Raw genomic sequence first — 16,971 nt, 5'->3', positions numbered from 1 at the left:
CATGGGCGGTTCAAGCTTTGTCCACAACCTGCGCCTTGGCATCCGGCAAGGTGAAACCGGACACCGAACGACGCAACTGACTGGCCATTTTCGCCAGGTTGCCGATGCTGTCGGCCGTGGCGGTGGAACCCGACGACGTCTGCGAGGTGATCTGCTGGATCACGTTCATCGTCAGGGAAATCTGACCGGCCGACGACGTCTGCTGTTGCGCGGCATTGGAAATGCTCTGGATCAACGCCGCGAGCGTCTTGGAGACGCCTTCGATTTCTTCCAGGGCCACACCGGCATCCTGCGCCAGACGAGCGCCACGCACCACTTCGGTCGTCGTCTGCTCCATGGAGATGACCGCTTCGTTGGTGTCGGTCTGGATCGCCCGCACCAGGGTTTCGATCTGCCGGGTAGCGGCGGACGAGCGCTCGGCCAGGCGCTGCACTTCATCGGCGACCACGGCGAAACCGCGACCGGCGTCACCGGCCATGGACGCCTGGATGGCTGCGTTGAGGGCAAGGATGTTGGTCTGGTCGGCAATGTCATCGATCAGGCTGACAATGTCGCCGATTTCCTGGGACGACTCGCCCAAGCGCTTGATTCGCTTGGCGGTGTCCTGAATCTGTTCGCGAATGTTGTCCATGCCGTGGATGGTGTTGTGCACCACCTCGTTGCCCTTGTTGGCGATCTCCACCGAGCGTTCGGCAACCGCCGAAGATTCCGCCGCGTTGGCCGACACCTGGTCGATGGACTCGGCCATGTCGTTGATCGCCATCGACGCTTCGGAAATCTGCTGGGCCTGGTGCTCAGACGCCTGCGCCAGGTGCATGGCAGTGGCCTGGGTTTCCTGCACGGCGGCGGCAACCTGGCCGGCAGTGAGGTTGATGGTCGCGACCAGATCGCGCAGTTGGTCGACGGAGTAATTGATCGAGTCGGCGATGGTGCCGGTAAAGTCTTCGGTCACCGAGGCCGTTACCGTTAGGTCGCCATCGGCCAGGTCTTCGATCTCGTCGAGCAGGCGCATGATCGCGTTCTGGTTTCGCTCGTTTTTCTCGGCGGTTTCGCGCAACTGACGATTGGTTTCGCGCACCATCACCATGCCGATCAGGATGATCGAAGCCAGCGCCAACAAGCCCAGCACATAACCGCCAATGGTGTCGGTGGTGCGCCCGCCGACCATGTTTTCGAAACCGCTGGCCAGGTGTGAGGCTTCGTCGAGCAGGGTTTGTGACAGGCTGAAAATGTTCGAGGCCGATTCGCGGACCTTGAACAGTTCCGGCGAGGTTTCGAGGATCTCGTCTACCGAGCCCGAGACGAACTCGAACAGCTCGGAAATTTCCGCGAGTCGCGCACAGGCGTCGCGGTCTTCGACCTGGCTGACCTTGAGCGCCGGGTCGCCCTGGAGCATGCCGTTGAGCACCTTGCCGAACTGAGTTGCGTCACGCCCGAACGCATCGGCGGCCTGCTGTGAATTTTCGTCGCCGGCCAACACCGTGTTGACCGCGCCGAGGATCCGTTCGGCCAGCAGCGATTGGCGCTGGGCCATGGCCACCTGAGCCGCCGGGGCGCCCCGTTGCAGGAGAATCTCGACGACTTTCTCGTACTCGACCTGCAATTGCGGCACAGTTTCGGCCAGGGTCGCGGCGACCTGATGCAGCGACAGTACGGTTTGCTCGCTGGAAAGAATCGCATCGGTGTTTTTCAGCAGGCGTTCCCAGTCCTGTTGCACCGCGCGCATCTCCGGACGCACGGTGGCGGGGGCCGGCGGCAGGCCGGTGGCCGGGTCGCCCTTCTTCAGATAACCCCAGCGCTGGGCAAAATCGTTGCGCGCATCGCTGAGCAACTTGAACGCGGCAGACTTGCCGGCAGCGGCTTCGGTGGCGTTCTTGGCGATTCGCTGGGACAGCACGCGCAGTTCGCCGGCGTGGCCGATGTACTGTTTGTCGTAGATAGCCTGGGTGTTGAGGTACGCGAAGTTGGCGAACAGCAGCATGATGAAGACGATCAGCGCGATGAACAGCACGATAATCTGCGACCGCCGCCTTCGCGAGCAAGCCCGCTCCCACATTGGATCTCTGTTGTTCCGCTTACACCGCGACGTTCATGAACCCCTGGGACTGCGTCAACGCAAACGGGCTGAACACCTGCCAGCACTGCTCGCGCTGAAACCGGCCTTTGACGAATGCCGCCACCGGCCCCTTCAACTCGTCTGCCGGCACCGGCTCCAGGCTGTCCTGGGCAAAGTGCTGGAGGCCGAAGACTTCATCGACCAGCAACCCGGCAAACACCTCTTCATGTTCCACCACCAACACCCGCCGTTGCCGGCGCGCCGCCGAAAGCTCGTGCCCGAAGAAGCCGCACAAGTCCATGACCGGCAACAAACGCCCGCGCAGGTTGGCGACACCCCTGACCCAGGGCTTGACCCCCGGTAGCTGAGTGGAGCGCGGCTCGTGCAAGACTTCGCTGACTTCGCTCATTGGCGCGACATACCAGTGTTCGCCCAGGCGAAAACCGATGCCGCTCCAGCTGTCCCGCCGGGCCGGCTGGGACGGCAAGTCCGCCGCCAGCAGACGACAGCGCTGGTCGATTTGCAGCAGCAGTTCGAAAGCCGTCAGCGATTCGTTCATAACCTGTCGATCAACCGGCCAGCACGTTGTTCAGGGTCTTGATCAGGGTGTCTTCATCGACCGGCTTGGTCAGGTAGTCCTTGGCGCCCTGGCGCGTGCCCCAGACCTTGTCGGTTTCCTGATCCTTGGTGGTGATGATGATCACCGGGATATGCCCGGTTTCCGGGTCCTTGGTCAACTGGCGGGTCGCCTGGAAGCCGTTGAGGCCGGGCATGACGATGTCCATCAGCACCGCATCGGGCTTTTCCTGGCGGGCCAGGGCCACGCCGTCGGCGCCGTTTTCGGCTTTCAACACTTCATGACCGTGCTTTTCCAGCATGCCGGTCAATTTGTACATTTCGGTCGGCGAGTCATCGACGATCAGAATACGTGCCATGGTCTTCCCCATTTTTGTCGACGCCGGGCCCGATGGCCGAGCGTCACTGTGCGTGTCCTACTGCGGCAAAACGGCGGCGAAGCCAGGAACATGGGCCTGGATCGCATCAAGCAATTCTTCCTTGCTGAACGGCTTGGTCAAAAACTGGTCGGAGCCGACGATGCGCCCCTTTGCCTTGTCGAACAGCCCGTCCTTGGACGACAGCATAATCACTGGCGTGGACTTGAACGCGCTGTTGTTCTTGATCAGGGCGCAAGTCTGATAGCCATCCAGGCGCGGCATCATGATGTCGACAAAGATGATGCCGGGGTGGTTGTCGACAATCTTGGCCAGGGCATCAAAACCATCGATGGCCGTGATGACCTCACAACCCACGTTCTTGAGCAGCGTTTCGGCGGTGCGACGGATCGTCTTCGAATCGTCGATCACCATGACCTTCAAGGCGCTGGGGTGCTGTTCCATAAAATGCTCTACCGTCGCCTTTGCGAAACAAATTGTCCGTTTGCCGGTTAACGCGGCTCGAAACCCTTGATGCTCAAGGGCCGGCACGACATGGCAGCCTTTTTAGCACAGTCTCCAAAACCAATCTATCGGCCGACCCGCAAGGTGGTTTTTCTTGACCGGGAACACACTCAGCGCCACTCTGACGCCACTTTTTTCATACCGATCCGGTAGCCAATTTTCGAGGAAAACCCAATGAGCGTTCGCGTCGGGATTGTCATGGACCCTATCGCCAGCATTTCCTATAAAAAGGATAGCTCGCTGGCCATGCTGCTGGCCGCGCAGAAGCGTGGCTGGGAACTGTTCTATATGGAGCAGCGCGACCTGTATCAGGGTGAAGGCCAGGCCCGGGCGCGGATGCGTCCGCTGCAGGTTTTCGCCAACCCGGAAAAATGGTTCGAACTGGGCGCCGAAAGCGACGCGCTGCTGAGCGATCTGGATGTGATCCTGATGCGCAAGGATCCACCGTTCGACATGGAGTTCGTCTACTCCACCTATTTGCTGGAGCAGGCCGAGCGCGCTGGCGTGCTGGTGGTCAACAAGCCGCAAAGCCTGCGTGACTGCAACGAAAAGCTGTTCGCCACGCTGTTCCCGCAGTGCACTCCGCCGACTATCGTCAGCCGTCGCCCTGACGTGCTGCGCGAATTCGCCGACCATCATGGCGATGTGATACTCAAGCCGCTGGACGGCATGGGCGGTTCTTCGATATTCCGCCACACCGCAGGGCATCCGAACCTGTCGGTGATCCTCGAAACCCTGACCCTGCATGGTCAGCAGCAAATCATGATCCAGGGTTATCTGCCGGCCATCGTCGATGGCGACAAGCGCATCCTGATGATCGACGGCGAGCCCGTGGATTACTGCCTGGCGCGAATTCCCGCGGCGGGCGAAACCCGCGGCAACCTGGCCGCCGGTGGCCGTGGCGAAGCGCGCCCGCTGACCGACAAGGACCGCTGGATCGCCGCGCAAGTCGGCCCGACCCTGCGTGAAAAAGGCCTGTTGTTCGTGGGTCTGGACGTGATCGGCGAGCACCTGACCGAGATCAACGTCACCAGCCCGACCTGCATTCGCGAGATCGATAATGCGTTTGGCACTGACATCGGCGGCATGCTGATGGAGGCCATTGAGAAGCAGCTGCAAGCCGCAAGCCGCAAGCCGCAAGCTTGAAGCTGATCCTCTTACAGCTTGTCGCTTGCAGCTTGAAGCTTGAAGCTAAAAACCAACATTGCGTTATCATGCCGGGCCCGTAAAAACGTGATGTTGGTTTTTGTGCCATGACCCTCCCGTCCGATCTGCCTGCTGAGCTCGCCCACCGTGGCGTGCGCCCGGCTGATCGCCTCGGTTTTACCCTGTTTCTGGCGGTGCTGATCCACCTGGCCTTGCTGTTGGGTGTCGGGTTTGCAGTGGTCGAGCCCAAACAGATCAGTAAAACCCTGGAAATCACCCTCGCCACCTTCAAAAGCGAAAAAAAGCCCGAGAAAGCCGATTTCCTGGCCCAGGAAAATCAGCAAGGCAGCGGCACCCTGGATAAAAAGGCGATTCCCAAGACCACCGAGGTCGCGCCATTCCAGGACAACAAGGTGCAAAAGGTCACGCCACCGCCGGCCGCCAAGCCTGAAATTCAGGAAGCCCCGCCCAAGGCTGCCGTGACCACCGTGGCGCCGAAGCCGAAAAAAGCCACCGCCAAGACCGAAGAGCCCAAGACCGAGGTCAAGTCCCAGGTCCAGGCGCCGACGTTTGACAGTGAGCAGCTGTCCAGCGACATCGCCAGCCTGGAAGCGGAACTGGCCGCCGAACAACAGTTGTACGCCAAGCGTCCACGCATTCACCGCTTGAGCGCGGCCTCGACCATGCGCGACAAGGGCGCCTGGTACAAGGACGAATGGCGCAAGAAAGTCGAGCGCATCGGCAATCTCAACTACCCCGACGAAGCGCGGCGCAAGCAGATCTACGGCAATTTGCGCCTGATGGTCTCGATCAACCGCGACGGTTCGCTGTATGAAGTGCTGGTGCTGGAATCTTCCGGGCAACCGCTGCTGGATCAGGCGGCGCAACGAATCGTCCGGCTGGCGGCGCCGTTTGCACCGTTTACCGGGGATTTGTCGGATATCGACCGGCTGGAGATCATCCGCACCTGGAAGTTTGCCCGTGGTGACAGGCTCTCAAGCAACTGACCACCACAGAACCCCTGTGGGAGCGGGCTTGCTCCGGGCGGCGATCCGACGAAGAGGCCGGTACATTTGGCATAAATGTCGACTGACCTGACGCCTTCACGGGCAAGCCCGCTCCCACAATGATCTGCATTGTCAGGGAAATCGGAGCATTTCCTGTGCATCCCCAGCTTGTCAGTTCGCCCCTCGAACGCCACACTAGCGGTCATGAAAAACGTCAGCCCCAGCTACCTCAAGCATCAATTCCTGATCGCCATGCCGCACATGGCCGACCCGAACTTTGCGCACACCTTGACCTACATCGTCGAGCACACGGCCAATGGCGCCATGGGGCTGGTGGTCAACCGCCCGCAAGATCTGAACCTGGCCGATATCCTTGAGCAATTGCGCCCGGAAATCGAACCGCCAGCGCTCTGCCAGCATGTGCCGATCTTCATCGGTGGCCCGGTGCAGACCGATCGCGGTTTCGTCCTTCACCCCAAGGGTCAGAGCTTCCAGGCGACCGTTGATCTGGAAGACGAGTTGGCCCTTTCGACCTCCCAGGACGTGCTGTTCGCCATCGCTGACGGCGTCGGCCCGGCAAAAAGCCTGATTGCCCTCGGCTATGCCGGTTGGGAAGCCGGGCAGCTTGAAGCCGAACTGGCGCAGAACGCCTGGCTGAACTGCCCGTTCGACGCCGACATCCTGTTCAATACCAGCAGTGAGTTGCGCCTGGAAGCGGCGGCCAAGCACTTGGGCGTCAACCTCAGCCTGTTGACCAGCCAGGCGGGGCACGCCTGATGGCCCTGAAGCTGATTCTGGGTTTTGACTACGGCACCAAACAGATCGGTGTTGCGGTCGGCCAGGTGATTACTGGCCAGGCCCGCGAGCTGTGCACCCTGAAAGCGCAGAACGGCATTCCTGACTGGAATCAGGTCGAAGCCCTCATCAAAGAGTGGAAACCCGATGCCGTGGTGGTCGGCCTGCCGTTGAACATGGACGGTACACCCAGCGACATGTGCGCCCGTGCGGAAAAGTTCGCCCGGCGTCTGAACGGCCGCTTCAACCTGCCCTTTTATACCCACGATGAACGCCTGACCACCTTCGAGGCCAAGGGCGAACGCCTGGCTCGTGGCGGCCAGAAAGGCAGTTACCGCGACAACCCGGTCGATGCCATCGCCGCCGCCCTGCTGCTGCAAGGCTGGCTCGACGAAAACACCGCACTGTTTGAATCCTGAAGAGCCGCTGTGCGTCTCTCTTAGCTACAACCCGAGCCACTTCCCGCACAGGCTGGCTCGGGCCCAAGAAGGAGCAACCATGAGCCTGCCCAATCCCGCCGAACTGATCAGCCAGATGGCGACCCGACTTGACGCCTATCTGGCCAAACGAGGCATCAGCGACCCGCGTTACATCGGCATTCGTACCGGCGGCGTCTGGGTGGCCCAGGCTCTGCTCAAGGAGCTGGGCAGCAATGAGCCCCTCGGCACCCTGGACGTGTCCTTCTACCGCGACGACTTCAGCCAGAACGGCCTGCACCCGCAGGTTCGCCCTTCGGCGCTGCCGTTCGAAATCGAAGGCCAGCACCTGGTGCTGATCGATGACGTATTGATGACCGGCCGCACCATCCGCGCCGCCATGAACGAACTGTTCGACTATGGCCGCCCGGCCAGCGTCACGCTGGTGTGCCTGCTGGACCTGAACGCTGGCGAACTACCGATCCGCCCGAACGTGGTTGGCGCGACCCTGTCGCTGGCGGCCCACGAACGGGTGAAGCTGTCCGGCCCGGAGCTCGCGCTCGAACTGCAAGACCTCGCCCTTTAATTCGCCCTATTGAGAGTCCCCCTTGCGATGACGCCTCTAGAAACCAAGCGCCCGCTGCAGCTCAATGATCAGGGCCAGCTGCGCCATTTCCTCTCGCTCGACGGTTTGCGCCGGGAGCTGTTGACGGAAATCCTCGACACCGCCGACTCCTTCCTCGAAGTCGGCGCCCGGGCCGTGAAGAAAGTCCCGCTGCTGCGCGGCAAGACCGTGTGCAACGTGTTCTTCGAGAACTCGACCCGCACCCGCACCACCTTCGAACTGGCGGCCCAGCGGCTCTCGGCGGACGTGATCACCCTCAACGTGTCCACGTCGTCGGCGAGCAAGGGCGAAACCCTGCTCGACACCCTGCGCAACCTGGAAGCCATGGCCGCCGACATGTTCGTCGTACGCCACGGTGATTCGGGTGCCGCGCACTTCATCGCCGAACATGTTTGCCCACAAGTGGCGATCATCAACGGCGGTGACGGCCGGCACGCGCACCCGACCCAGGGCATGCTCGACATGCTGACCATCCGCCGGCACAAGGGCGGGTTCGAAAACCTTTCGGTGGCCATCGTCGGCGACATCCTGCATTCGCGGGTCGCGCGCTCGAACATGCTGGCCCTGAAAACCCTCGGTTGCCCGGATATCCGCGTGATTGCGCCGAAAACCCTGCTGCCGATCGGCATCGAGCAATACGGCGTGAAGGTCTACACCGACATGACTGAAGGCCTGAAGGACGTCGACGTGGTGATCATGTTGCGACTGCAGCGTGAACGCATGACCGGCGGCCTGTTGCCGAGCGAAGGCGAGTTCTACCGCCTGTTCGGCCTGACCACCGCGCGCCTGGCCGGCGCCAAGCCCGATGCCATCGTGATGCACCCGGGACCGATCAACCGTGGCGTGGAAATCGAGTCGGCGGTGGCCGACGGCCCTCACTCGGTAATCCTCAACCAGGTGACCTACGGGATCGCCATTCGTATGGCCGTGCTGTCCATGGCCATGAGCGGGCAGACTGCCCAGCGCCAACTCGAGCAGGAGAACGCCCAGTGAAGCTCAGCATCCTCGGCGCCCGCGTGATCGATCCGGCCAGTGGCCTGGATCAAGTGACCGATATCCACATCGAAGCCTGCAAAGTCGTCGCCCTTGGCGCGGCGCCAGCCGGCTTTATCGCCGTCGACACGATCGACGCCAAAGGCCTGGTGGCCGCTCCCGGCCTGGTCGACCTCTACGTTGCCCTGCGCGAGCCGGGTTACAGCCGCAAAGGCTCGATTGTCAGCGAAACCCGCGCGGCGGCGGCTGGCGGCGTGACCAGCCTGTGCTGCCCGCCAAAGACCAAACCGGTGCTGGACACCTCGGCGGTGGCCGAACTGATCCTCGACCGCGCCCGTGAGGCCGGCAACACCAAAGTCTTCCCGATTGGCGCCCTGAGCAAAGGCCTGGACGGTGAACAGCTGGCCGAACTCGTGGCACTGCGCGATGCCGGTTGCGTGGCCTTCGGCAATGGCCTGGAGAGCTTCCGCAACACCCGCACCCTGTGCCGGGCACTGGACTACGCAGCGACTTTCGACCTGACGGTGATTTTCAACTCTCAGGATCACGACCTGGCCGAGGGAGGCCTGGCTCACGAAGGCCCGACTGCCAGCTTCCTTGGCCTGCCAGGCATCCCGGAAAGCGCCGAAACCGTCGCCCTGGCCCGGGATCTGCTGCTGGTTGAGCAGACCGGCGTGCGCGCACACTTCAGCCAGCTCACCAGCGCACGCGGCGTAGAGCTGATCGCCCAGGCCCAGGCCCGGGGCCTGAAGGTGACCGCGGATGTCGCCCTGTACCAGCTGATCCTGACCGACGAAGCCCTGATCGGCTTCAGCAGCCTGTATCACGTCCAGCCGCCGCTACGCACCCGCGCCGACCGCGAGGGCCTGCGCGCAGCGGTGAAATCGGGCGTGATCTCGGCCATCTCCAGTCATCACCAACCCCATGAGCGTGACGCCAAACTGGCACCGTTCGGCGCGACCGAGCCGGGCATCAGCAGCGTTGAACTGCTATTGCCACTGGCAATGACCTTGGTTGAAGACGGCTTGCTGGATCTGCCGACACTGCTCAAGCGCCTGAGCGCCGGCCCTGCCGAGGCCTTGCGCCTGCCGGCAGGCAAACTGGCGGTGGGTGGCGCGGCGGACATCGTGCTGTTCGACCCTGCGGCCTCGACCGTGGCGGGTGAAAGCTGGCTGTCGAAGGGCGAAAACTGCCCGTTCATTGGCCACAGCCTGCCGAGCGTGGTGCGTTACACCCTGGTGGATGGGCGGATCAGCCACCAGGCTTAAACCGCGTCGCTCCAATCGCGGGTAAGCCCGCTCCCACAGGATTGAGATGATCCCTGTGGGAGCGGGCTTGCCCCGGGCGGCGTTCCGACGATGGCGTCTTAGAAGGCGCCTCTGTTCTGCGTATTGCGAACAGAGATCTGATCCTTAAGCATCCAGACGTCATACAGCCCTCCTCCCCCCTCCTCCGTCATCCACTGCCTCTCCCCTAACAGCACATCCGCATCAAGTACATCTCTACAAGCGATGGCGAATAAACCTATCCAATGAACAGAAATTTCTGACTCATCATCATTTGTGCGAAAAGAACTTCGCAACACACAGAAACATCCTACAAAGTTATTGAATGCGGATTCAACGCCTATCATCTAGCATAAAAACAGCACAAGGAAACATCACTACAAACACCATGAACACAAAGTACTAATAAGGAGCAACACATGAAAAATGGACTTACTCTACCTCCTATCGTGACGAAAGGAACAACGGGGAACTCAGGCGGCTTTACAGTTAATCCTGGGTTTACCTGGGGAACCTATGGGACTGCAGATTGGCAGGGCGCAGGTGAAGCCATCATCACCAACGACGGGCAAACTTACTCTCTGCCACTATGCGATGGTCCCGCCATCCCCTCAGCCGAAATGGACATGTTCCATGATTGGCTCGAAATGAAAAGTGGTATAAAAGCCTTTACTTATGAACTACAAATGGTGGGCAGAGCAATTAACAACGACGCCTTCGGCGCCATTAAAGACCTTTGGAAAATCACGGAGAGTGACAACTACCTACTAAACAACTCTTCGATCGTCACTCATGCCTATTTCAAGAACAAACTTGTAAATTTCAGTCTTGCCGACACCTTCGCAGCGCAACAAAAACTAAGCAACCTAGACGCCCTGATCAAAGTAGCATCGACAAGTCTGTACAACATCAAGTATGAAACACAAACAACCGAGCTATCAGGGGGGACATTTAGTCCTGTCAAAGCATTTGCTCACTACCTGTGGGGAAATGGAGAGAAGCTGCGAGTCGATATAAACAACATAGGCCTCAACGTACAGGCGAATGAAATTCCGCTGCTAGCCAACACCATAGCCAGCACCAGAGAATCCGGAAGGTATTATTTATCTGATCCAAAAGTACCTTACGCCACTGCTGACGACAGCAAAGCCACAGGATATTATCTAGGACGAATAACATTGAAAATTGAAGGAGAATTTACAAGAGAAATAAACGGATCATGGGTTTTTGATGGAACTGCAAAAGCTTATACGGACACATACGACTTTGACAAAAGTAACAGATCAACACTACTCGAAGCTTTAACCACAGCAGGCAGAGCATTCTCAGGAACGAAATATGAAATCGATATAACTGGAGAGCAAAAAATAAGACTAACCGGAACTGGCTTTCGGCCGGACCTGCATTAGATTAGTCTGTTAGGTTTTTAAACTATCTACTGCATTCAGGAAGAGCCGACATGAAGACTCTCTACAAGCACCTAAACTACGTCTACCCAGTGCTTTTAGCGATCACCTCCAGTGTAGCAATATTTATTTTAGCAAATAATTTGAGCACAGGCATTTACAACATAGACCGAGACTCAATTGGAATACCAATAGGTGCAATCCTGATTGCAGGCTTAATATTACTTACACTTCATCTATTGCAAATACTCTTATACAAGAAAGCCCGCACACACCGCACGAACGGAGCCTTAATAAAAGCATCAGCATTTATAGTTGCACTTGCATCACTTGCGATTCTTGCTGACAGCATAAATTACTGGGCTACTCCAAACCACCTCATCATTTCAACCTTATACAGCATCAGTACAATTGCATTTGCAACACTTCAACTTCAACTGCTAAAAGTATTTCAATAGTCATTCACAGGCTATGACTCAAGCAGACGAATAGCAGGATCAGTCACCAGGCGTAACACCCTGTGGCGGGGGGCTTGCCCCCTCGCCACATTTAATCAACGACTCTGCGCATTACGCAGCGACACCTGGTCATTCAACGTCCAGAAGTCATACAGCACCCCAAGAAAGAACAACCCACCCGTCAGCAGGTACAGCAACCCACTGATCCATTTCCCCTGATACATCCGGTGCACACCGAACACCCCGAGAAACGTCAGCAGGATCCACGCCACGTTGTATTCGATGGGGCCCGCGGTAAACCGCAAGTCAGCCTCGCGGTCCATCGCCGGAATCAGGAAAAGGTCGATCAGCCAACCGATCCCCAGCAAGCCGAAGGTGAAGAACCAGATAGTCCCGGTCACCGGCTTGCCGTAATAGAAGCGGTGAGCGCCGGTGAAACCGAAAATCCACAGCAGGTAACCGATCACTTTACTGTGGGTGTCTTGCTGCTGGACAGCCTGTTGATAGGGGTTCATGAATGACCTCGATTCACACGATAGATAAATATTCTTTAATTCTTTGTGACTTTTTTACAGGCATCCGACGTATGGCAAATGCTACCTTCACTCCCGTCAAAGCCTTGTAACACCGGACTCCTATCCGACAATTGCGCCATTTTGCCGCTTTTTTGCCACCATTGCCCCCCGGATTGAATCGACCAACGGCCTCGGAGGCAGCAAAAAAGCTGTTATAAAGTTGCGCGCTAACTTATTAAGAGCCTTGCCTAATGCGTTCATTTTTCAAGACATGGCTAACCATTTGCCTTTTGATGCCACTGGCCGCCCACGCCACCAATCGTGAGCAACGTCTTCCAAACGTTAATGGTTACACCCCAAAATCCCATGCCTCTGCTCCTTCGAGCAAAGACAAAAAATCCGCTAAATATGCTCCAAGCCTGGCCAGCGACAAAAGCGGCCTGGTTCCACCGATGGGCACCAAGGAAAGCAGCGACGTGCTGAGCCGCGCCGTGAACGTCCTTGGCACTCCTTATCGTTGGGGCGGCAGCAGCCCAAGCAAAGGTTTCGATTGCAGCGGCCTGGTGAAATACGCGTTCAACGACACCACGTTCGACCTGCCACGCACCTCCAACGCCATGGCCAGCGGTCATGGGGAGAAAGTCGATCGCGACGACCTGAAGCCGGGCGACCTGATTTTCTTCAACATCAAAAGCCGTCGGGTCAATCACGTTGCCATCTACCTGGGCAACGACCGTTTCATCCACGCGCCACGTCGTGGCAAGTCGGTGTCCATCGACACGCTGAAGAAACCGTACTGGGAAAACCACTACGTGGTTGCCAAGCGGGTTCTGCCGAAAGAGCCGAATCAGTTGCGGGTTGTTCAGCGCTGATTGGCTAGCGCACCCCTGGCGGCGAGCACTTGTGGCGAGGGAGCTTGCTCCCGCTGGAGTGCGTAGCGCTCCCAGTTTTTTGGGGCTGCTTCGCAACCCAGCGGGAGCAAGCTCCCTCGCCACAGGTAACATTGCAATTCTCAAAAGTTATCCGGTGACCGCGCCTTCTCCCGCGCATGATCACGACTGATCAGCCCCTTGGTCATCAGGTCCTTCAAGCTCATATCCAGCGTCTGCATCCCCAACGACCCTCCCGACTGAATCGCCGAGTACATTTGCGCCACCTTGTCCTCGCGGATCAGGTTCCTGATCGCCGATGTCCCCAGCATGATCTCGTGGGCCGCGATGCGTCCGCCGCCGATTTTCTTCACCAGGGTCTGGGACACCACCGCCAGCAGCGACTCGGAGAGCATCGAGCGCACCATTGACTTCTCGTCCCCCGGAAACACGTCGACCACCCGGTCGATGGTTTTCGCCGCCGACGTGGTATGCAGCGTGCCGAACACCAGATGGCCGGTTTCGGCCGCGGTCAATGCCAGGCGAATGGTCTCCAGGTCGCGCAGCTCCCCCACCAGGATCACATCCGGATCTTCCCGCAGTGCCGAACGCAAGGCGGTGGCGAAACTACGGGTATCGCGATGGACTTCACGCTGATTGATCAGGCATTTGCGCGACTCATGAACGAACTCGATGGGGTCCTCGATGGTGAGGATGTGGTGATGACGATGGGTATTGAGGTAATCGATCATCGCCGCCAGCGTGGTGGACTTGCCGGAACCGGTCGGGCCGGTCACCAGCACCAGGCCACGGGGAGCGTCGGTCATTTTGCGGAACACGTCGCCCATGCCCAGTTCGTCCATGCTCTGCACCTTTGACGGGATTGTGCGAAACACGGCACCCGCGCCACGGTTCTGGTTGAACACATTGACCCGAAAGCGCGCCACGCCGGGCACGTCGAAGGAAAAGTCGGTTTCCAGATGCTTTTCGAATTCCACCCGCTGGGTGTCATTCATGATGGCATGGATCAGCGCCTGCACCTGCTGGTGGTCCAGGGGCGGCAGGTTGATGCGCCGCACATCGCCATCCACCCGAATCATCGGCGGCAGGCCGGCGGACAGGTGCAGGTCGGATGCGCCCTGTTTGGCGCTGAATGCCAGCAGTTCGGTGATATCCATAGCGTCTCTCAATTCCAGTAGAATGCCGCGAACCTTCAGACCGCTGGCGCCTCTTGATGTCCACCATAGCAGACAACATTCTCGAAGTTAGTTCGCGCATAAACGCCGCAACATTCGCCGCCAACCGCGCCGAAAACAGTGTCCAGTTGCTGGCCGTGAGCAAGACCAAACCCGCACAAGACCTGCGTGAAGCCTACGCTGCCGGCCTGCGCGACTTTGGCGAGAACTACCTGCAGGAAGCGTTGGGCAAGCAGCTGGAACTGGCCGACCTGCCCTTGATCTGGCACTTCATCGGCCCCATTCAATCGAACAAGACTCGTGCTATCGCCGAACACTTCGACTGGGTGCATTCCGTGGATCGTCTGAAAATCGCACAACGCCTGTCCGAACAACGTCCCGCCGATTTGCCGCCCCTGAACATCTGCATTCAGATCAATGTCAGCGGTGAAGCCAGCAAATCCGGCTGCACCCCGGCCGACCTGCCGGCTCTGGCCAACGCCATCAGCGACCTGCCGCGCCTGAAACTGCGCGGGTTGATGGCTATCCCTGAGCCGACGGAAGATCGCGTTGCCCAGGATGCTGCGTTTGCTGCCGTGCAAAGCCTGCAAGCCAGCCTGAACCTGCCGCTCGACACACTTTCCATGGGCATGAGCCACGACCTTGAGTCAGCCATCGCCCAGGGCGCCACCTGGGTCCGTATCGGTACGGCCCTGTTTGGCGCCCGCGACTACGGCCAGCCGTAAACATGGCTGACACACTTCTGAATAAGGACCTGACATGAGCAAGACACGTATTGCCTTTATCGGTGCCGGCAACATGGCCGCCAGTCTGATCGGTGGCCTGCGGGCCAAAGGTCTGGAAGCCGCACAGATCCGCGCCAGCGATCCGGGCGAAGAAACCCGTGCCCGCGTGAGTGCTGAACACGGCATCGAAACCTTTGCCGACAACGCCCAGGCCATCGACAGCGCCGACGTCGTCGTCCTGGCGGTCAAGCCGCAGGCGATGAAAGCCGTGTGCGAAGCCATTCGCCCAAGCCTCAAACCCGATCAACTGGTGGTTTCGATTGCCGCGGGCATCACCTGCGCCAGCATGAACAACTGGCTCGGCGCCCAGCCGATCGTGCGCTGCATGCCCAACACCCCGGCGCTGGTGCGTCAGGGCGCGAGCGGTCTGTTCGCAACAGCCGAGGTGTCAGCGGAACAGCGCCAGCAAGCCCAGGAGCTGCTGTCAGCGGTCGGTATCGCCTTGTGGCTGAATGAAGAGCAGCAACTGGATGCCGTCACCGCCGTTTCCGGCTCGGGCCCGGCGTATTTCTTCCTGTTGATCGAGGCCATGACCGCCGCCGGCGTGAAACTCGGCCTGCCGGCGGACATTGCCGCGCAACTGACCTTGCAAACCGCACTGGGCGCCGCCCACATGGCGATCTCCAGCGACGTTGACGCCGCCGAGTTGCGCCGCCGTGTCACCTCGCCTGCGGGCACCACGGAAGCTGCAATCAAGTCGTTCCAGGCCAATGGCTTCGAAGCCCTGGTCGAAAAGGCACTCGGCGCTGCCGCGCATCGCTCGGCCGAGATGGCTGAGCAACTTGGCCGCTAATCAGCTCTTACAAAGGAATCAATAATGCTCGGACTCAATGACGCTGCCATTTTCATCATTAAAACCTTGGGCAACCTGTACCTGCTGATCGTGCTATTGCGCTTCATCCTGCAATTGGTCCGGGCAAATTTTTACAACCCGCTCTGCCAGTTCATCGTGAAAGCCACTCAACCACTGCTCAAGCCACTGCGCCGGTTCATCCCGAGCATGTTCGGTCTGGACATGTCGTCGCTGGTACTGGCGCTGATCGTGCAGATAGTGCTGATGGCGGTCATCCTGCTGCTCAAAGGCTTCCAGGTCGACTTGCTGCTGTTGGTGCCTTGGGCTCTGATCGCCCTTTTCTCGCTGTTTTTGAATGTACTGTTCTACGCGATGATCATCAGCGTGATTCTGTCCTGGGTTGCACCGGGCAGCCACAACCCTGGCGCAGAACTGGTCGCTCAGATCACTGAACCGGTCCTTGCGCCGTTCCGCCGGATCATCCCTAACCTGGGTGGTCTCGACATCTCGCCGATCTTCGCGTTCATCGTGATCCAGTTGCTGCAAAGCTGGCTGATCCCGCGCATTGCTTACCTTGCCTTCATGCCGCAAGGACTCGGCCTGATCTGATGAGCTACTTTCGCTGGGACGGTGACGACCTGATTCTGGAGTGTCACCTGCAACCGGCAGCCCGCAGTGATGATTTCTGCGGGCTGCACGGCGATCGCCTGAAGATCCGCCTGACCGCGCCTCCGGTCGAGGGTAAGGCCAACGCGTATCTGATGGCGTTTCTGGCCAAGGCCTTTGGCGTGTCCAAGAGCCAGGTCAGCTTGATCAGCGGCGAGTTGAACCGGCAGAAACGGGTGCGAATTTGCTCGCCGAAGAAGTTGCCGGACTTGCCTGGATTGACGCGACAAAACTGATATACCGAGGCGCTGCCTTCGCGAGCAAGCCCGCTCCCACATCTATGGTTACCCCCTTTTCTGCAATACTGTTGTTGATGTCGTGTTTGGCTTGCTTTCATCTATCCGGCGTCTGAGTTGGGGTTGTCGCCCCGCGCCTCGATGAGAATCGATGCCCAACGACCCTAATTAGTGGAACGGCCTTTCAGCCGTGTGAGAGCCCAGGGTTGTCGTCAGGCCGGTTGGCCGTTCACGTCATCAGTTATCCAGCATCGCAAAACCAGGTG

20 protein-coding genes are annotated in these 16,971 nt (G+C 59.1%); 14 read left to right on the top strand and 6 right to left on the bottom strand.

Annotated elements, in window-relative coordinates; all coding sequences use genetic code 11:
• Positions 1-10 precede the first annotated feature (10 nt).
• The 4 genes from AC1DVE_RS26680 to pilG are packed head-to-tail and all read right to left on the bottom strand — an operon-like array spanning position 11 to position 3,453.
• The gene (locus AC1DVE_RS26680; RefSeq protein WP_477784338.1) at positions 11-2,056 is read right to left on the bottom strand and encodes a methyl-accepting chemotaxis protein; all 2,046 of its coding nucleotides are present in this window, start codon (positions 2,054-2,056) and stop codon (positions 11-13) included.
• A gap of 19 nt (positions 2,057-2,075) precedes the next feature.
• Complete coding sequence (locus tag AC1DVE_RS26675) at positions 2,076-2,615, bottom strand: chemotaxis protein CheW (RefSeq protein ID WP_223460550.1); 540 nt, start codon at positions 2,613-2,615, stop codon at positions 2,076-2,078.
• 10 nt (positions 2,616-2,625) lie between these two features.
• Positions 2,626-2,991, bottom strand: a complete 366-nt coding sequence (gene pilH / locus AC1DVE_RS26670; protein ID WP_007897961.1) for a twitching motility response regulator PilH — start codon at positions 2,989-2,991, stop codon at positions 2,626-2,628.
• Positions 2,992-3,048: 57 nt separating this feature from the next.
• The gene (pilG, locus tag AC1DVE_RS26665; RefSeq protein ID WP_090451937.1) at positions 3,049-3,453 is read right to left on the bottom strand and encodes a twitching motility response regulator PilG; all 405 of its coding nucleotides are present in this window, start codon (positions 3,451-3,453) and stop codon (positions 3,049-3,051) included.
• 234 nt (positions 3,454-3,687) lie between these two features.
• Between pilG and gshB the strand changes: the two genes are divergently transcribed.
• The 9 genes from gshB to AC1DVE_RS26620 all read left to right on the top strand — a co-directional run bounded on the left by gshB (position 3,688) and on the right by AC1DVE_RS26620 (position 11,645).
• Positions 3,688-4,659 carry a glutathione synthase gene (gene gshB, locus AC1DVE_RS26660; RefSeq protein ID WP_223460551.1) on the top strand — a complete coding sequence of 324 codons (972 nt, stop codon included), beginning with the start codon at positions 3,688-3,690 and terminating at the stop codon, positions 4,657-4,659.
• Between the two features lie 107 nt (positions 4,660-4,766).
• Entirely contained in the window at positions 4,767-5,666 is a 900-nt protein-coding gene (locus AC1DVE_RS26655; protein WP_223543297.1) for an energy transducer TonB, read from the top strand.
• 204 nt (positions 5,667-5,870) lie between these two features.
• A complete protein-coding gene (locus tag AC1DVE_RS26650; RefSeq protein ID WP_057712922.1) occupies positions 5,871-6,443 on the top strand; it encodes a YqgE/AlgH family protein in 573 nt (190 codons plus the stop codon).
• Complete coding sequence (gene ruvX, locus AC1DVE_RS26645) at positions 6,443-6,880, top strand: Holliday junction resolvase RuvX (RefSeq protein WP_056726497.1); 438 nt, start codon at positions 6,443-6,445, stop codon at positions 6,878-6,880. The genes AC1DVE_RS26650 and ruvX overlap by 1 nt, the downstream gene beginning before the upstream one ends.
• Before the next feature lie 79 nt (positions 6,881-6,959).
• Positions 6,960-7,463 carry a bifunctional pyr operon transcriptional regulator/uracil phosphoribosyltransferase PyrR gene (gene pyrR, locus AC1DVE_RS26640; protein ID WP_223460555.1) on the top strand — a complete coding sequence of 168 codons (504 nt, stop codon included), beginning with the start codon at positions 6,960-6,962 and terminating at the stop codon, positions 7,461-7,463.
• Between the two features lie 27 nt (positions 7,464-7,490).
• Entirely contained in the window at positions 7,491-8,495 is a 1,005-nt protein-coding gene (locus AC1DVE_RS26635; RefSeq protein ID WP_223460556.1) for an aspartate carbamoyltransferase catalytic subunit, read from the top strand.
• On the top strand, positions 8,492-9,763 hold the full coding sequence (locus AC1DVE_RS26630) for a dihydroorotase (RefSeq protein ID WP_223460558.1): 1,272 nt from the start codon (positions 8,492-8,494) through the stop codon (positions 9,761-9,763). The genes AC1DVE_RS26635 and AC1DVE_RS26630 overlap by 4 nt, the downstream gene beginning before the upstream one ends.
• Before the next feature lie 437 nt (positions 9,764-10,200).
• The gene (locus tag AC1DVE_RS26625) at positions 10,201-11,190 is read left to right on the top strand and encodes a lipid II-degrading bacteriocin (RefSeq protein ID WP_223460560.1); all 990 of its coding nucleotides are present in this window, start codon (positions 10,201-10,203) and stop codon (positions 11,188-11,190) included.
• A 50-nt stretch (positions 11,191-11,240) separates the two neighbouring features.
• A complete protein-coding gene (locus AC1DVE_RS26620; RefSeq protein ID WP_223460562.1) occupies positions 11,241-11,645 on the top strand; it encodes a hypothetical protein in 405 nt (134 codons plus the stop codon).
• A 95-nt stretch (positions 11,646-11,740) separates the two neighbouring features.
• Here the strand turns inward: AC1DVE_RS26620 and AC1DVE_RS26615 are convergent, their stop codons facing one another.
• A complete protein-coding gene (locus AC1DVE_RS26615) occupies positions 11,741-12,160 on the bottom strand; it encodes an NINE protein (RefSeq protein ID WP_223460564.1) in 420 nt (139 codons plus the stop codon).
• Between the two features lie 251 nt (positions 12,161-12,411).
• On the opposite strand from AC1DVE_RS26615, the gene AC1DVE_RS26610 reads away from it, so the two are divergent.
• The gene (locus AC1DVE_RS26610; RefSeq protein WP_223460566.1) at positions 12,412-13,032 is read left to right on the top strand and encodes a C40 family peptidase; all 621 of its coding nucleotides are present in this window, start codon (positions 12,412-12,414) and stop codon (positions 13,030-13,032) included.
• 140 nt (positions 13,033-13,172) lie between these two features.
• On the opposite strand, the gene AC1DVE_RS26605 is transcribed toward AC1DVE_RS26610, so the two are convergent.
• Complete coding sequence (locus AC1DVE_RS26605; protein ID WP_223460568.1) at positions 13,173-14,207, bottom strand: type IV pilus twitching motility protein PilT; 1,035 nt, start codon at positions 14,205-14,207, stop codon at positions 13,173-13,175.
• A gap of 56 nt (positions 14,208-14,263) precedes the next feature.
• Between AC1DVE_RS26605 and AC1DVE_RS26600 the strand changes: the two genes are divergently transcribed.
• The 4 genes from AC1DVE_RS26600 to AC1DVE_RS26585 are packed head-to-tail and all read left to right on the top strand — an operon-like array spanning position 14,264 to position 16,705.
• Positions 14,264-14,950 (top strand): YggS family pyridoxal phosphate-dependent enzyme, encoded by a 687-nt coding sequence (locus tag AC1DVE_RS26600; protein ID WP_223460570.1) that lies wholly within the window; start codon positions 14,264-14,266, stop codon positions 14,948-14,950.
• Positions 14,951-14,984: 34 nt separating this feature from the next.
• Positions 14,985-15,803, top strand: a complete 819-nt coding sequence (gene proC / locus AC1DVE_RS26595) for a pyrroline-5-carboxylate reductase (protein ID WP_223460572.1) — start codon at positions 14,985-14,987, stop codon at positions 15,801-15,803.
• Between the two features lie 24 nt (positions 15,804-15,827).
• Positions 15,828-16,412 (top strand): YggT family protein, encoded by a 585-nt coding sequence (locus AC1DVE_RS26590; RefSeq protein WP_223460574.1) that lies wholly within the window; start codon positions 15,828-15,830, stop codon positions 16,410-16,412.
• On the top strand, positions 16,412-16,705 hold the full coding sequence (locus AC1DVE_RS26585) for a DUF167 domain-containing protein (protein WP_223460576.1): 294 nt from the start codon (positions 16,412-16,414) through the stop codon (positions 16,703-16,705). The genes AC1DVE_RS26590 and AC1DVE_RS26585 overlap by 1 nt, the downstream gene beginning before the upstream one ends.
• The last annotated feature ends 266 nt before the right edge of the window (positions 16,706-16,971 follow it).

This window comes from Pseudomonas sp. P4_B4, from assembly GCF_056402255.1.
This window is presented reverse-complemented; position numbering and strand designations above follow the sequence as displayed.

Coding starts and splice junctions, on each gene's coding strand:
- AC1DVE_RS26680 (WP_477784338.1), bottom strand. CDS start 2,056: ATGTGGGAGCGGGCTTGCTCGCGAAGGCGGCGGTCGCAGATTATCGTG.
- AC1DVE_RS26675 (WP_223460550.1), bottom strand. CDS start 2,615: ATGAACGAATCGCTGACGGCTTTCGAACTGCTGCTGCAAATCGACCAG.
- pilH (WP_007897961.1), bottom strand. CDS start 2,991: ATGGCACGTATTCTGATCGTCGATGACTCGCCGACCGAAATGTACAAA.
- pilG (WP_090451937.1), bottom strand. CDS start 3,453: ATGGAACAGCACCCCAGCGCCTTGAAGGTCATGGTGATCGACGATTCG.
- gshB (WP_223460551.1), top strand. CDS start 3,688: ATGAGCGTTCGCGTCGGGATTGTCATGGACCCTATCGCCAGCATTTCC.
- AC1DVE_RS26655 (WP_223543297.1), top strand. CDS start 4,767: ATGACCCTCCCGTCCGATCTGCCTGCTGAGCTCGCCCACCGTGGCGTG.
- AC1DVE_RS26650 (WP_057712922.1), top strand. CDS start 5,871: ATGAAAAACGTCAGCCCCAGCTACCTCAAGCATCAATTCCTGATCGCC.
- ruvX (WP_056726497.1), top strand. CDS start 6,443: ATGGCCCTGAAGCTGATTCTGGGTTTTGACTACGGCACCAAACAGATC.
- pyrR (WP_223460555.1), top strand. CDS start 6,960: ATGAGCCTGCCCAATCCCGCCGAACTGATCAGCCAGATGGCGACCCGA.
- AC1DVE_RS26635 (WP_223460556.1), top strand. CDS start 7,491: ATGACGCCTCTAGAAACCAAGCGCCCGCTGCAGCTCAATGATCAGGGC.
- AC1DVE_RS26625 (WP_223460560.1), top strand. CDS start 10,201: ATGAAAAATGGACTTACTCTACCTCCTATCGTGACGAAAGGAACAACG.
- AC1DVE_RS26620 (WP_223460562.1), top strand. CDS start 11,241: ATGAAGACTCTCTACAAGCACCTAAACTACGTCTACCCAGTGCTTTTA.
- AC1DVE_RS26615 (WP_223460564.1), bottom strand. CDS start 12,160: ATGAACCCCTATCAACAGGCTGTCCAGCAGCAAGACACCCACAGTAAA.
- AC1DVE_RS26610 (WP_223460566.1), top strand. CDS start 12,412: ATGCGTTCATTTTTCAAGACATGGCTAACCATTTGCCTTTTGATGCCA.
- AC1DVE_RS26605 (WP_223460568.1), bottom strand. CDS start 14,207: ATGGATATCACCGAACTGCTGGCATTCAGCGCCAAACAGGGCGCATCC.
- AC1DVE_RS26600 (WP_223460570.1), top strand. CDS start 14,264: ATGTCCACCATAGCAGACAACATTCTCGAAGTTAGTTCGCGCATAAAC.
- proC (WP_223460572.1), top strand. CDS start 14,985: ATGAGCAAGACACGTATTGCCTTTATCGGTGCCGGCAACATGGCCGCC.
- AC1DVE_RS26590 (WP_223460574.1), top strand. CDS start 15,828: ATGCTCGGACTCAATGACGCTGCCATTTTCATCATTAAAACCTTGGGC.
- AC1DVE_RS26585 (WP_223460576.1), top strand. CDS start 16,412: ATGAGCTACTTTCGCTGGGACGGTGACGACCTGATTCTGGAGTGTCAC.